The sequence below is a fragment of the Pseudoalteromonas sp. T1lg48 genome, assembly GCF_002964785.1.
Taxonomy (GTDB): Bacteria; Pseudomonadota; Gammaproteobacteria; order Enterobacterales; family Alteromonadaceae; genus Pseudoalteromonas.
Genome location: NZ_PQCC01000023.1, coordinates 1 through 14,165, shown reverse-complemented (window position 1 = coordinate 14,165; position 14,165 = coordinate 1). Strand labels below are relative to the sequence as shown.

Below are 14,165 nucleotides of genomic sequence, written 5' to 3'. Positions count from 1 at the left end.
CTATGACCTTTGCTGCTGACCAGTTTCTTAAAACGGTCTCTGAAGAACCCGGCGTATACCGTATGCTCGACAAAGAAGAGCAAGTGATATACGTCGGTAAAGCGAAAAACCTAAAAAAGCGCCTTTCCAGTTATTTTCGTAAAACCGGTCTAGACACCAAAACGCAAGTCTTGGTGCGCAATATCTGCGATATTCAGGTCACCCTTACCAATACCGAAACCGAGGCCTTGCTGCTCGAAAATAACCTGATAAAGAAATATCAGCCGCGTTATAACATTCTGCTGCGTGACGACAAGTCTTACCCTTATATTCTCTTAACTAAGCACCAGCACCCGCGTTTGGCATTCCATCGCGGTGCCCAAAAAATAAAGGGCGAATATTTTGGTCCTTTTCCCAGCAGCAGTGCGGTATCGGACAGCCTCAGGTTAATGCAAAAGTTGTTTCCGGTGCGCCAATGTGAAGATAGTTACTATAAGGCCCGCAGTCGGCCTTGTTTACAGTATCAGCTGAAGCGCTGCAGTGCCCCATGTGTTGGCAAAGTCAGTGATGAAGATTACGACGCCCAGGTAAACTTCGTACGTAAGTTTTTAGGCGGTAAATCCCAAGAGGTGATCGCCGAGTTGGTGGCGAAAATGGAGCAGGCCAGCGAGAACTTGGCTTTTGAAAAGGCGGCCAAGTACCGCGACCAAATCCAGCTGTTGCGTAAGGTGCAAGAGCAACAATCGGTCTCCGGAAAGCACGCCGAGCTCGATGCCATCGGCTATTATTCTCATAATGGCCTGATAGCTATTCATATCCTTATGGTGCGCGATCACAAGGTATTGGGCAGCAAAACCCTGTATCCCAAGGTGCCTAAAGACAGCAGCGACGATGAAATCCTAACCTCTTTTATTGCCCAGTATTACTGTACCCCAGGAGCCAGTGGCCGCATCGCTAAAGAGCTGATCTTACCCTTTGCCATAAGCGAGCAAAATGAGCTGGCCGCGGCCATGAGTGAGCTTAAATCGTCTAACGTTAAGCTGGTGACGGTGCAAAGAGGGGAGCGCGCCCAATACCTGCAGTTGGCCAATAAAAATGCCCGCAGCAGCCTGGAGGTGAAGCAAAGCACCCAGGATTCTATTAACAAGCGTTATGCGCTGTTAAAAGATGCCCTGAACCTCGATGATATAACCCGTATGGAATGTTTCGACATCAGCCATACCATGGGCGAGAACACGGTGGCTTCGTGTGTCGTCTTTGACGCACAAGGACCAAACAAGTCGCAATATCGACGTTTTAACGTGACCGGTATAACCCCAGGCGACGATTATGCGGCCATGGCCTTTGCCTTGAAAAAACGCTATTCCAAACTGGTGGATGAAACTAAAATCCCCGACGTAATTTTTATTGATGGCGGTAAAGGGCAGCTAAATCAAGCGGTTGAATTTTTTAGTGATTGGCCGTTTGATAAAGAGCCGCTGCTTGTGGGGGTGGCCAAAGGCACCAGTCGTAAACCCGGTCTGGAAACCTTATTAATCGATGCGGGGCGTAAAACCGTGAATTTAAGTAGCGATTCGCCGGCATTACACCTGATCCAGCATATAAGGGATGAATCCCACCGCTTTGCCATCGCCGGGCATCGTAATAAGCGACAGAAGCAGCGTAACCGTTCTGTGCTGGAAGAAATTAGTGGTGTTGGCCAAAAGCGGCGCCAGGCGCTGCTCAAATACCTAGGAGGAATGCAGGGTGTTAAGAATGCAACAAGGGAGCAATTGAGCCAGGCTCCAGGTATCAGCCAAGCCATGGCTGAAAAGATATTTAACCATTTGCATGACAAGGCATAGCCCTTCGTGCGAATATTAATAAAAAGAAGACGCTAAGAACGCCTAGTAGTTATGTGGAACATTCCCAATACGTTAACAACCTTCAGGTTGTGCCTTATTCCGATTTTTTTAGTTATTTTTTATTTACCTTACCAATGGGCGTTTTTTGCAGCGGCATTTGTATTTTGGTTAGCCTCGATCACGGATATACTCGATGGGTATCTGGCGCGACGTTTAAATCAGTCTACACCCTTTGGCGCGTTTCTTGATCCTGTGGCCGATAAGGTTATGGTCAGTGCTGCCCTTGTGGTTTTGGTTAGCTATTATCAAAGTGCCTGGATGACGGTACCGGCGATTATTATTATTTCCCGGGAGATCGTTATTTCCGCATTACGTGAGTGGATGGCCGAGCAGGGTAAGCGCGGTCAAGTTGCGGTTTCCCAGTTGGGAAAAATTAAAACTGCGGCGCAGATGTTGGCCATTATCGGCTTGATTTGGCAGTTCCAGCCCTGGATGGTGAGTTTAAGCTATGTGTTGTTATATATTGCCACCTTATTGACCTTTGGTTCCATGGTGCAATATTTGCTGGCCGCACGTCACAGTTTACTGGCCAATAACGGCTAAATGTATAATTACACACCGTTTTAGATAAATTTTAAGCAAACGATTCAAAACTGACATTTTTTGTATTGACGCGTTTAATAATCTCTGTAGAATGCGTCGGTGTTGAGAGGGCGCTAGCCCAATCAAAGTGAAGCAAGAAGCCAAGCTTCTTGTTAGGTGAGAGTTTCTCATCGTAGGATGCGAGTATAGCTCAGCTGGTAGAGCGCAACCTTGCCAAGGTTGAGGTCACGAGTTCGAACCTCGTTACTCGCTCCAAACTTTGATGGCGGAATGGCAGAGTGGCCATGCAGCGGATTGCAAATCCGTCCACCTCGGTTCGACTCCGGGTTCCGCCTCCATTTTCTCAACATTTCCACATGCGCAAGCAACCCGATGCCCGGGTGGTGGAATTGGTAGACACAAGGGATTTAAAATCCCTCGCTGGTAACAGCGTGCCGGTTCAAGTCCGGCCCCGGGCACCATTTTAACACTGTTGTGTTATTGGATTTGCGGGAAGATTTCAGCTGCAAGAAGATAAAGGCGAATCCTTTATTTAAGCAGAGAAACTTTCTCATTATGGAACGCGAGTATAGCTCAGCTGGTAGAGCGCAACCTTGCCAAGGTTGAGGTCACGAGTTCGAACCTCGTTACTCGCTCCAATTTCCTCCGCTTCGTATGTATGGCTCTTGAGTCGACCATCCGCCCGGGTGGTGGAATTGGTAGACACAAGGGATTTAAAATCCCTCGCTGGTAACAGCGTGCCGGTTCAAGTCCGGCCCCGGGCACCATTTGACTCCTCTATGTCAAATGACCTAGGAAGGCAGAATAGTTAAGCTGCTAGAAGGTAGGCAACCTTTTTATAAAACAGCAGGTAACTTTCTTTTATGGAACGCGAGTATAGCTCAGCTGGTAGAGCGCAACCTTGCCAAGGTTGAGGTCACGAGTTCGAACCTCGTTACTCGCTCCAATTCCCTTCGATTTATAATAAAAAACATAAAAAAAATAAATAATCAAAAAGTCATTCTAAATATGGCCAGTAGATTATTCATACCATAATAAACTTAAACACTAATACCTACTACGTAGTTAAAACCAAAAAAAATTTAGCTTTAAATTATAAAAACCCCTTTCTTCACTTTAAAAACAGTCTTTACTAATTGGCTTTAGTAATAATCTGGGTTGTTGATATTATTGATATTTTTATTCTTAATTAATCTTGTATTGGTTGTTTTTGTCGCGTCGGCGCCATTTAATTCGATGTATATCGGTCATTGTGGTTCGATTATATACGATAACAGTTAAGTGCGAGTTGAACTCTCAGTGTCGCCCGAGTTCGTCGTATTCATTCACTTACAACCTAAACAAGCAACTCTGTCTGTTTTTGTTTTATCTAATCAACCGTGTGGCATCTTGGCGTAGGGCGGGGTCATTGCACTTATGATGCAGTCTTCAGTTCGGAGCATCAAGCGTTCATCTAAGCATTAGCTAATGGCAGTTCCCTACGAGCAATGGTTGGCAAAACCTAACAAGATGACTTTTATTTTTAATTTAAAATTCTTCTATGTCAGGGTGTTATTTTTTGAACATAATTTAGTCATTTCGCATTCATCTAGTTGCATTATTATCCATCACACTAAAAAACAGTATGGGTCTCGGCGGGATAAAAAGGTGTTTTAACACCTAGTGTCGATTCTCTGCTTAATGATATTTATGCTCCTTTTCTATTCTTAAGCTTTTGATTTGGTTGTTTTTATTTCATATTCAGCCATGCAGTTCAAGCGAGTGCGCTTTATAACTATAAGAAAAGTTTTCGTTATAGATTTGAGTCTTAAATTTAAGTAATTGATGTGGCTAGCTTAATTAGTCTTGGCGAAAATCTATTCAATTTCACACCGTAATTTGGTTGAATTTTGACCTTTCTCCTTGCTATTATGCCGCCTTTTTTATTCTGGTTGTGATTTAGCAGCTCAATAAAAGCATTCAGTTTTTGGCTCATTTTTATGAGTCATGGGTTTTTATTGTCTGAAATCACTACCTTTGCCGTTTTTTGAAGTCTCTCTTGGTGTTTTATTTGAGATTTTAATTATTTACATAAATTATTTCAGGTGTAGCGATGACAGCAAAACTTAAAATAACTAAGGCAGGGATGTTTAAGAGTTTATCTTTTCTACTGGTACTGTTCATGTATCTTCAAAGTGTTCAGCCTGCGTTAGCTGCTCAAGGCGCTCTGGGGCAACAAAATACGCTTGTGATGTTGCTGAACTTCAAAGAAAACCCAAATGAACAGCCAATGAGCGCAGCAGAAGCCAATAGCCTGGTATTTGACACGGTAGATGATTTCTATCGCGAGAACTCTTTCGGCCAAACCTGGTTCTCAGGTCAGGTCGTCGGCTGGTATACACTGCCTGTTTCCAATCAGGTGTGTGATTTAAGCGCCGTGCGTGACGCCGCCGATCAAAAAGCCATCGCATCTGGTATTCAATTAGATCAGTATGATCGTATCGTTTATATGATGACTAAGACGGCTTGTGGTATCGCGGGCTCAGCAACCATGCAAGGCACGCCTTCACGCGCTTGGATTAATGGTAACTTTTCTGCAATGAATATTGCTCATGAGTTGGGGCACAACTTAGGGCTTCGTCATTCTGGTTCGCTAGATTGCGGTGAACAGCCAATTTCTGACCAATGTACACGACGTGAATATGGTGACACCTATGACGTGATGGGTGGCTCAAATGGCTATATCAACACCTTCCAAAAAGAGCAATTAGGTTGGTTGGAAGGCGCCCATGCCGCTAAAACCATTGAAGTGACTCAAAGTGGTACTTATGCAATTACTAACTATGAAACGCAAGGTAATGAGCCTGTGACCATCAAGGTGCCTCGTGGTATAGATCCAACAACGGGTAAAAAGAGCTGGTTTTATATTGAATACCGCCAGTCGGTGGGTTATGACGACTTTCTAGATGCGCGCTCTTACGTCTTCTATCGTGGTGATGTGACCGATGGTATTGTAATTCGCTCGGCGCTAGAAGGTGATGAGCGCAGCAGCAATCTACTTCACTTTAAAATGGGCTCTGAATATTATGCGATTACTGGTTCGAATGACTGGTATGATCCAGCCATGCCGGTTGGCGGTACTTATACCGATCCTCTTTCGGGTGCAACGATCAGCCTCAAGAGTGCAAATGGTACGCAGGCTGAGGTGACCGTTACCCTAAACGGCTCCGATTCAGGCGATGATAAAGTGAGTTGTGCCATCAATGCGCCTTCCATCAATGCACAGGCCATCACAGGAAGTACGGTTTTTGCGGGCAAAGAAGTACAGTATCAGGTGACTATTACCAACAATGATTCCGCTGATTGTGCCAGCAACAGCTTCGATATCAGCACTGTGGTGCCGTTCGGTTGGCAAGCAACTAACGACCAGGTAACTTTAGCGCCGGGCGCGTCTGGGCAAGTTGTTATCGCGGTGACTTCATCTCAAGACGCCACAGCAAAAGATTATTCGCTGTCAATTAAAGCAACACACGGTGCTGATTCAGCATATAGTGCTGCAACGGCAGTGCGTTATACCGTGGTGGCCGATGAAACGACCACTCCAGCGGTGGTAGCGGTTGACGATATGGTAGCCCTAAGTGCAAAGGTGTCGGTAGTTATTGATGTACTGGCCAATGATATTGTTGATGCGCAGGCTCCTGCTACTGTGACCTCTATCACACAGCCTAGCAAAGGGAATGTAGAGCTATTGTCAGACGGTACCTTGCGTTATACACCAGGGCGACGTTTTAAAAACAACGACAGTTTTAGCTACACCATTACCGATGGTAATACCCGCTCGACGGCTTATGTTTCTGTCAGACTACAATCGGACGGTGGTAACAGCGGTGGGCCTGGCAAAGGTAAGAATAAGTAGTAATAACGTTTGAAATTAAAAAAAAGCCTGGCTCTTACGAGTCAGGCTTTTTGGTATCTCGATTTAACTTTGCCTATTCAAGATTTATGGCCGATGCGGGTGTAGGACACATTTCCATGTCTACGCATTGCGGGCATAGAGTACACTCTGCTTCTGCAGGCATGACAGGTGATAGATCACCAAACACTGGAACACCTGTTGCAGTCACCATATCAGTAAAGGCTCCTACATAGAATCCAGGGGTACCTTCACCTAGTTCACCTTCTCCGGGTACAGGTACATAACTACCTGCATAGTCGGCGCAGGCTCCAGGAGTGCCCATGGGGGTTAGTGTGCCTATAAAGTGCGGATTAGGATCTTTGTTATCTTGAACAAAGACGTCATTAATAGTGATTTCAGAGGTGTTACATACTTCACCACTGTAATTAACCTGTAGACCATAATCGCCATAGCCATTGAGCACTACGACCACGTCACAGTCTTTTTCAAGCGATAGTGAGCCGAGTAGATTTTGCTCTGGACATTCCCAGCTGGCCATATCTTCTGTTGCAACTGGACCGCCGGGCTCAGTAGCACCGGTAGCCATAGCATGGTTTAAAATACCATTTTGACTGACGACGAAGGAGCCGGTAATAATCTGTGACCCATCGACATCTAGATAGCCTACGTTAGTTGTATGGCTACCAGCGCCATCAATGCCTTCGGCTGTTGTATCAACGACCTTAACATCCCATAGAGGCAAGGTGCCTGTATTAGTAACGGTTAGCTCGTAGTTGTATCTAAGCGCATCGCCGCCAACAACTTCACCAAAGGTACAGTCTTTGACAAGAGTGATTTCTGGCAAACCTGGGGTGTAGCAGAATGAAATATGGCTAAGACCGTAGTAGTTACCATTTTTATGATTGACCGGAGAATGCAGGCCACCATCTGATGTGGTGATTGCACCACCATCGCTATAGTATTCATAAAGGTTGCCAGCTGGGCCACCTTTAACGAAGATGGACTGGATAATTACACCGCCGCTAACCGTCCAATCGAATGTTTTGTCTGGCTGTATATCTATGTCTACCATAATATCGCCATCGCCAAACATCCCTTCACCTGGATCATTGATTCGGAACTCCATTAATCCTTCAATACCCGTTGATAATTCTGAACAGGTTGGGTTGCCATCAACATACATAGGCTGCACCCCATTGTCGGATGGTGCGCCGGGGTGTTCGGCAAACGCATTTTGCGTGCTAAGGGCAAAACCTAACACCAAGAACAAAGCTAGTATTTTCTTAATAGTTGAGGTGACACAACTAAACTCGCCTGTGCCACACCATAAATTCATATTGGTTTTCATAAAACCTCCTTTGAGTATGGACACCATACTTCGGCCCCTATACACAGTGTTTGTTGTTACGTAGTGATACTTCGACTTCGGCTGTATAGGAGCACAGAGCGTGCCAATCGGTAACTCGTTGTATTTATTATAAATTATTTCTATTTTGGAGAGGTCGGCTGTGAAGCTGTGTCATGTCCGTTACAACTTTAATAGGCATTGCCTTGCAGTTTTATGCTAACTCTATGAATAGGCAATAATTTATAGGAGGGGTTAATGGGTTTGTATTAAGGTAACACTGTGTTCATCGCTGTTACACCCCAGAGCGGACGTAGCTTAGACCACTTCTTAATCACTCAGGTAGAAAAGTTACAATTTATTGTTGACCAGATTCATGAATCCGTTAGACTACGCCCGTTCTCACGGAAACATCCTAGGGAACACAGCAGTAATAATGTGAGAACCGTTCCTTTATTTAGAACAAGGCGCTCGCATTATGAAGTGCGAAGTTTGCTAAGCTGCAAGAAGGTAAGGGCGCAACCTTTATCTAGAAAAGCAGATAAGCTTTCTCATTATGGAACGCGAGTATAGCTCAGCTGGTAGAGCGCAACCTTGCCAAGGTTGAGGTCACGAGTTCGAACCTCGTTACTCGCTCCAACTTCCTTAGTTCTGCTGCTACAATCATCTCAAGAGGGCGGAATGGCAGAGTGGCTATGCAGCGGATTGCAAATCCGTCTACCTCGGTTCGACTCCGGGTTCCGCCTCCATTCATACCAATTTTATTAAAGTTCAGCTCTTTCTTTCGAGCTAAATAACCCACTTAGATCGTTAAAAAATTACATATGTACGCCTACATGGATGTCTGTGGCAGAGCGGCGCAGAAGCCGAGAACAACTACATAATGAAATTTTTGCCTTGTTATTGGGCCTTTTATCCGACGCCACAATAGACCATCTACTATTACTCTTTATCCTCTCTATTTTGAAATAGCCCCTTTAATAGTTCCATGGGTAATGGAAAGGCGATGGTTGAATTTTTTTCGCCGGCAATTTCCGTTAGGGTTTGTAAATACCTTAATAAAATGGCATTTGGCTCTTTTGATAATTTTTCTGCGGCCTCAACCAGTTTTTCCGAGGCTTCCATTTCCCCAGACGCATGAATCACCTTCGCTCTACGTGTTCGTTCGGCTTCTGCTTGTTTGGCAATGGCCCGAATCATGGTTTCGTTAAGGTCTACGTGTTTAATTTCGACATTGGCAACCTTGATCCCCCAACCATCGGTACGCGCATCTAAAATTTCTTGGATATCGGCGTTGAGCATGTCTCTATTTGCCAGCATTTCATCGAGTTCATGTTGGCCCAGCACTGAGCGCAGGGTTGTTTGTGCCAGCTCAGAGGTGGCTTGGAGAAAGTTTTCCACATTAATAATGGCTTTTTGCGGATCGATAACGCGAAAGTAGATCACCGCATTGACGCGTACCGAGACATTATCCCGGCTTATTACATCCTGGCTGGGCACATCCATTACTACCGTACGTAAATCCACGCGGACTATTTGTTGGATAAAGGGAATGACGATAATGAGGCCAGGCCCTTTTACCTTGTAAAAACGCCCGAGCAAAAATATCACGCCGCGCTCATACTCACGTAAGATACGAAATGCACTGAGGATGATTAAAATGAGCAAGAGTACAATGGTGCTCGAGAATATCTGACTATTCGTTAATAGGATTTCCATGACTTACTCCTTGGCTGGGGTTGGCGAAACATGCAATGTTAAGCCTTGAACTGATTCTATGGTGACCTGATCACCTTGTTTTATGGGGCTATCACTGTGTGCTGCCCAACGCTCGCCGCCAACATCCACAAAACCCTGGCCGCAAAAATCGTTTTCGGCGATGGCTATTTTTCCAGCCATGCTTTCTTGACCGAAAACCACTTCCACATTTCGATTTCGCCATAAATAACCGAGTAAAAATATCACCACCAAGACACTGGTGAAGGCTACGCCGGCTATTAAAGGGATGGAAATCTGAAAGTAGGGGCTTTGGGTATCGATTAAGAAAATTGAACCCAAAACAAAAGCAACAATGCCACCTAGCCCAAATATGCCAAAACTTGGCACAAACGACTCGGCAACCATTAACGCAATACCTAACCGATTAGTGCCAGGCCGGAGAAACTTAGGGGTAACATTTGAAAGGCATAGAGTGCGACGATGAGGCTGATGGCGCCAACGACACCGGCGACGCCTATGCCTGGGCTGTAAAACTCAAGCAAAAGGCCGTAGACGCCAATAAGCATTAATATATAGGCAATGTTTGGATCCGTGATCGTGGCAATAAAGTCAAAGCGCCAATCCGGCTTGACCGGCTTCAAGTAGGCCTGATCTAAAGCCAGCTTAGTCTGCTGATCGCCGCTTTTTATGGTGAAGTCTTTTAGCTGCGCCAACAGATCACTGGGGGAGTCGGCGAGGTGAGTGATGACATTTTTTTGCATGGCTTCGGTTGCCGTCAGGGTGGCCGCTTCGCGCACGGCTAGCTCGGCCCACTCCGGATTACGTCCGCGCAGTTGCGCAAGGGAACGAATATAGGCTATCGCATCATTGAGCATCTTCTTGTCCATGGCACTGGGCGTGGGCTCGGCTTCACCTTGAGGCTGACCTTGGCCTGGAGCTGCGATATTAACCGGCGTAGCGGCCCCTAAGGTGGTGGCCGGAGCCATGGCGGCAATATGACAGGCGTACAAAAGGAAAGTCCCCGCACTGGCGGCGCGAGCGCCTTGAGGGTATACCAAGCAGGCTACGGGAACGGATGAGGTTAACACCGCCTGGTTAATTTGCCGCAAACTACTGCTTAGCCCGCCGGGCGTGTCGAGGGTGATCATAAGCAATGGTTGTGACAGGGCATTGGCCTGATCGATTTGGCGAACAATAAAATCGGCCACAGCGGGACCAATGGCCCCCTCTATGCGAATGACCGGGACCATGTTTGTTGGTTGCTGCTCAGTTTGCTCTTGTGCCAAGCCGTAAAAATTCGTCAACAGCAATACTAAGGCGAGGAGTCGTATCATGATCAATTTGAACTTGATGCTTTAGTCAAAGTATAGCCCTAGTTGGAGCACCGCGTTATTTACAACTAATATTCAAAGAAATACTGAGAGAGCACTCAGTAAATCTTATCGAGTCGATTAATAATGACCATGATCGAGACCTACCATCTCCTCGAAGCGCTAGGCGGGTTGGGGCTTTTTTTACTTGGCATGACCATCATGACCGATGCCCTCTATCAACTAGCTGGTCAACGAATTCGCAATGCGTTGATGTCCTTAACACGAAGCCCAACATCAGGCGCGCTCACTGGTGCTTGCAGCACGGCTATTCTTCAGTCTTCAAGTGCCACAACGGTAGCCGCCATCGGCTTTGTCTCCGCCGGGCTGTTAACCTTCAAAGAAGCCTTGGGTATTATTTTCGGTGCGAATGTGGGCACGACGATAACCGGCTGGTTAGTGGTACTGATAGGCTTTAAGCTTAAACTCACCAGTTTGATGTTGCCTTTATTGCTGCTGGCTATGATAGCCAGACTGTTTTTAAAGAAAAAGCAGGCTGCACTGGCGATGGCGGTAGCGGGATTTTCCGTTATATTTGTTGGCATAGGCATGATGCAAAGTGGCCTGTCCGGGTTTGAACAGGTATTAACACCGGCAACCTTTGGTCCTGATACCTGGTTTGGCAGAATACAACTCTTGCTCGTCGGTGCCGCCATTACAGTGGTTACCCAATCTTCAAGTGCCGGCGTGGCGGCGAGTCTCACAGCCTTATATGCTGGCAGTATTAGCTTTCATCAAGCCGCGGCCTTAGTGATAGGAATGGATGTCGGTACCACTGTGACCGCTTTGGTGGCAACCCTGGGCGGGTCGATCTCATCACGGCGGACTGGGCTTTCACACGTTATTTATAATCTTTTAACGGCAGTGATGGCGCTACTGCTGCTCACGCCCTTTGTGCAGACATGGCAATGGCTTTTTGGGCAACCGGTTGAAGCGCAGGCGCAGTTGGCCCTGGTGGCTTTTCACACCCTTTTTAACACCATTGGGTTGTTTTTGATTTTACCCTTTACCAATCAGTTTCAACGTTTAATGAGCACGCTAGTTCCGGAGCGGGAGTGGTCGTACACAGAGCCTTTGGATAATGCGTTATTGCGCGATGTTGACCTCGCATTAAAGACGGTTTATGCCAGTGTGTGTCGGCAATTTCATGATCTACTCTTTTATCTTCGCACTCGGATTAAGTCGGGAGACGAGGATGAGGTCCCTCCGTTTCCTCAGCTGCAAAGTGCACTGGATGAAACCCATGTTTATGTTGATTTGATCCATTTACAGCAAAAAGACAAACCGAGCTGGTATCAATTGCTGGAACTGATCCATATCCTAGATCACATGCAGCGCTTACATGAGAGGTGTAAAGACTGGAGGGATGACCCTTGGTATGAGCCCCAGCGTGAGTCAGGGGTGAGAGACGGGCACCTGAACGAGCTTCTTCTTAAGGCCGAGCAGACTTTATCTGAAATGATGCACTGCATTAACGAGGGTGACAATCTGCGTCTTTGGCAACAGGCACGACGCCTTGGTGAAGAGGTGGATAGGCAATTAGAGAGAGCCCGAACAAAACGAATGCATGATATTGCTGCCGGTCGTCTTAGGGTGCCAGAGGCCGAAAAGTACTTAGAGGACTTCCGGCGTTTGCAACAAATGATCTACCATATCCGCCGGGTTTGTTTGCATCTCAATCAGTGGCAACAAATTAAATAATAAAAAAGGCCGCGTGCGCGGCCTTTTTTATTAATCCCACATTCCAGGGGGTAAATCCTTATCCAGCTTCTTATGAGCGGTGCGATTAAAGGTGGGTACGCGACCGGCTTTTAACTGTTGGCGATAGTCCTTGGCCAGCCAAATTACTACACCCGAAAGCATAAACAGGGCGATGACATTGACGATAGCCATAAGGCCCATAGAAATATCTGCTAATGTCCAAACCAGCTTAATTTCTCCTAGCGAGCCAAACATCACCATGGCTAACACCAATAAGCGGAATATCAACATACCTTTTTGGTGGTTATGTTCCAGAAATAATAAGTTGGTCTCGGCATAGGAGTAGTTAGCAACGATAGAGGTGAAAGCAAAGAATAAGATAGCGATAGCAATAAAGGTCGAGCCCCATGCACCAACGTGAGTCACTAATGCTTCCTGAGTTAAGGCGATGCCGGTGAGGCCGGAGTCAGGTTCAAGCTGACCGGATAATAAAATCAGTGCTGCCGTTGCACTACAGATCACTATGGTATCGATAAACACACCTAGCATTTGTACATAACCCTGTGATGCCGGGTGTGGTGGATTAGGTGTGGCGGTGGCAGCGGCGTTGGCAGCACTACCCATACCGGCTTCATTAGAAAATAAGCCGCGCTTAATGCCTTGGATCATGGCTTGCATAACACCATAGCCAATTGCGCCGGCACCGGCCTGTTCGATGCCAAAGGCATGATCTATTATCAGCATAAATACGCCGGGTAGCTGCTCTGCGTTAATAGCGCATATATATATAGCAAGCAGAAGATAGGCAATGGCCATAAAGGGCACGACGATTTCGGCAAAGCGGGCAATGGTTTTAAGGCCGCCAAAGATGATAAAGCCTGAGCCAATCACTAAGACGATACCAACGGCGAATTTGGGAATATCAAAGGCGACATTAAAAGCCGCAGCAATAGAGTTAGCCTGTACGGCATTAAAGACCAGGCCGAATGCGAGGATAAGGCACAATGAAAATAATACACCCATCCAGCGCTTGCCCAAGCCGAGTTCCATATAATAAGCAGGGCCGCCACGGAAGTTACCTTCCTCATCTTGTATTTTGTAGGCCTGAGCCAATGTGCTTTCGGCAAAACTGGTTGCCATACCAATCAGAGCAATTAGCCACATCCAAAAAATAGCGCCCGGGCCACCTAGATATAGTGCAACGGCAACCCCGGCCATATTACCGGTTCCAACGCGAGCGGCCAAAGAAGTACAAAATGCCTGAAATGACGAAATGCCACCTTTCGCTCCCTCGCGACTGGCAAACATCACTTTAAAAGAGTGCCCAAAGTCACGAAATTGAATAAAGCCTAAACGAAGAGTGAAAAATAAACCTGCCGCGATCAGCAAATAGATAAGTACATGCCCCCAAATAAGGCCGCTAATGGTGTTAGCGATTTCGGTCATAACAAGTGTACCTTTGAACGAGTAATAAAAATTGAGGCGCAATCTAGCATATAGCTGAACAAACTTTTAGTGCATTAGTATAGAAGATAGCTGATTGGGTTAGTTATCCACAGGAAATTGTGGGTAACTGGTGGGTAGGGTGTAGCTAAATAGGGCGGTGAAATCTTTTTACTATTTTCTTTAAAAAAGGGCTTGCGTCGAAATCGAATCTCCCTATAATGCGACCCCACTGAGACGGCAGGCAGCAACGCATAGCGAGGCGC

9 protein-coding genes and 8 tRNA genes are annotated in these 14,165 nt (G+C 46.3%); 12 read left to right on the top strand and 5 right to left on the bottom strand.

Annotated elements, in window-relative coordinates:
• The first annotated feature begins 2 nt into the window (after positions 1 to 2).
• From uvrC to C2M29_RS15715, 9 genes are all read left to right on the top strand, one after another.
• On the top strand, positions 3 to 1,823 hold the full coding sequence (gene uvrC / locus C2M29_RS15755) for an excinuclease ABC subunit UvrC (protein ID WP_105190699.1): 1,821 nt from the start codon (positions 3 to 5) through the stop codon (positions 1,821 to 1,823).
• A 51-nt stretch (positions 1,824 to 1,874) separates the two neighbouring features.
• Positions 1,875 to 2,426, top strand: a complete 552-nt coding sequence (pgsA, locus tag C2M29_RS15750; protein WP_105190698.1) for a CDP-diacylglycerol--glycerol-3-phosphate 3-phosphatidyltransferase — start codon at positions 1,875 to 1,877, stop codon at positions 2,424 to 2,426.
• A 179-nt stretch (positions 2,427 to 2,605) separates the two neighbouring features.
• Positions 2,606 to 2,681, top strand: a tRNA-Gly gene (locus C2M29_RS15745).
• Between the two features lie 9 nt (positions 2,682 to 2,690).
• Positions 2,691 to 2,764: transfer RNA gene (locus C2M29_RS15740), tRNA-Cys, on the top strand.
• Between the two features lie 36 nt (positions 2,765 to 2,800).
• Positions 2,801 to 2,887: transfer RNA gene (locus C2M29_RS15735), tRNA-Leu, on the top strand.
• Positions 2,888 to 2,988: 101 nt separating this feature from the next.
• Positions 2,989 to 3,064: transfer RNA gene (locus tag C2M29_RS15730), tRNA-Gly, on the top strand.
• A 42-nt stretch (positions 3,065 to 3,106) separates the two neighbouring features.
• Positions 3,107 to 3,193, top strand: a tRNA-Leu gene (locus C2M29_RS15725).
• 103 nt (positions 3,194 to 3,296) lie between these two features.
• Positions 3,297 to 3,372: transfer RNA gene (locus C2M29_RS15720), tRNA-Gly, on the top strand.
• 1,215 nt (positions 3,373 to 4,587) lie between these two features.
• A complete protein-coding gene (locus tag C2M29_RS15715) occupies positions 4,588 to 6,321 on the top strand; it encodes an Ig-like domain-containing protein (protein ID WP_199774895.1) in 1,734 nt (577 codons plus the stop codon).
• A gap of 73 nt (positions 6,322 to 6,394) precedes the next feature.
• Here the strand turns inward: C2M29_RS15715 and C2M29_RS15710 are convergent, their stop codons facing one another.
• Positions 6,395 to 7,669, bottom strand: coding sequence for a DUF7507 domain-containing protein (locus C2M29_RS15710; RefSeq protein WP_105190696.1), 1,275 nt, complete (start codon positions 7,667 to 7,669; stop codon positions 6,395 to 6,397).
• A 560-nt stretch (positions 7,670 to 8,229) separates the two neighbouring features.
• Between C2M29_RS15710 and C2M29_RS15705 the strand changes: the two genes are divergently transcribed.
• A tRNA-Gly gene (locus C2M29_RS15705) sits at positions 8,230 to 8,305 on the top strand.
• Between the two features lie 36 nt (positions 8,306 to 8,341).
• Positions 8,342 to 8,415, top strand: a tRNA-Cys gene (locus C2M29_RS15700).
• A 193-nt stretch (positions 8,416 to 8,608) separates the two neighbouring features.
• Here C2M29_RS15700 and C2M29_RS15695 read toward each other — a convergent pair.
• Genes C2M29_RS15695 through C2M29_RS15690 form a run of 3 tightly spaced genes read right to left on the bottom strand, consistent with a single transcriptional unit; the run spans position 8,609 to position 10,689 of the window.
• The gene (locus C2M29_RS15695) at positions 8,609 to 9,385 is read right to left on the bottom strand and encodes a slipin family protein (protein ID WP_105190695.1); all 777 of its coding nucleotides are present in this window, start codon (positions 9,383 to 9,385) and stop codon (positions 8,609 to 8,611) included.
• Between the two features lie 3 nt (positions 9,386 to 9,388).
• Positions 9,389 to 9,790: an NfeD family protein gene (locus C2M29_RS16865; RefSeq protein WP_325050611.1), complete on the bottom strand. Its 402-nt coding sequence runs from the start codon at positions 9,788 to 9,790 to the stop codon at positions 9,389 to 9,391.
• An 11-nt stretch (positions 9,791 to 9,801) separates the two neighbouring features.
• The gene (locus C2M29_RS15690; RefSeq protein WP_325050610.1) at positions 9,802 to 10,689 is read right to left on the bottom strand and encodes an NfeD family protein; all 888 of its coding nucleotides are present in this window, start codon (positions 10,687 to 10,689) and stop codon (positions 9,802 to 9,804) included.
• A gap of 153 nt (positions 10,690 to 10,842) precedes the next feature.
• On the opposite strand from C2M29_RS15690, the gene C2M29_RS15685 reads away from it, so the two are divergent.
• Positions 10,843 to 12,456 (top strand): Na/Pi cotransporter family protein, encoded by a 1,614-nt coding sequence (locus tag C2M29_RS15685; RefSeq protein ID WP_105190694.1) that lies wholly within the window; start codon positions 10,843 to 10,845, stop codon positions 12,454 to 12,456.
• 30 nt (positions 12,457 to 12,486) lie between these two features.
• Here C2M29_RS15685 and C2M29_RS15680 read toward each other — a convergent pair whose 3' ends face one another.
• Positions 12,487 to 13,902, bottom strand: a complete 1,416-nt coding sequence (locus C2M29_RS15680; protein ID WP_105190693.1) for an alanine/glycine:cation symporter family protein — start codon at positions 13,900 to 13,902, stop codon at positions 12,487 to 12,489.
• Positions 13,903 to 14,165 lie beyond the last annotated feature (263 nt).

Coding starts and splice junctions, on each gene's coding strand:
- uvrC (WP_105190699.1), top strand. CDS start 3: ATGACCTTTGCTGCTGACCAGTTTCTTAAAACGGTCTCTGAAGAACCC.
- C2M29_RS15695 (WP_105190695.1), bottom strand. CDS start 9,385: ATGGAAATCCTATTAACGAATAGTCAGATATTCTCGAGCACCATTGTA.
- C2M29_RS16865 (WP_325050611.1), bottom strand. CDS start 9,790: ATGGTTGCCGAGTCGTTTGTGCCAAGTTTTGGCATATTTGGGCTAGGT.
- pgsA (WP_105190698.1), top strand. CDS start 1,875: ATGTGGAACATTCCCAATACGTTAACAACCTTCAGGTTGTGCCTTATT.
- C2M29_RS15685 (WP_105190694.1), top strand. CDS start 10,843: ATGACCATGATCGAGACCTACCATCTCCTCGAAGCGCTAGGCGGGTTG.
- C2M29_RS15715 (WP_199774895.1), top strand. CDS start 4,588: ATGTATCTTCAAAGTGTTCAGCCTGCGTTAGCTGCTCAAGGCGCTCTG.
- C2M29_RS15710 (WP_105190696.1), bottom strand. CDS start 7,669: ATGAAAACCAATATGAATTTATGGTGTGGCACAGGCGAGTTTAGTTGT.
- C2M29_RS15680 (WP_105190693.1), bottom strand. CDS start 13,902: ATGACCGAAATCGCTAACACCATTAGCGGCCTTATTTGGGGGCATGTA.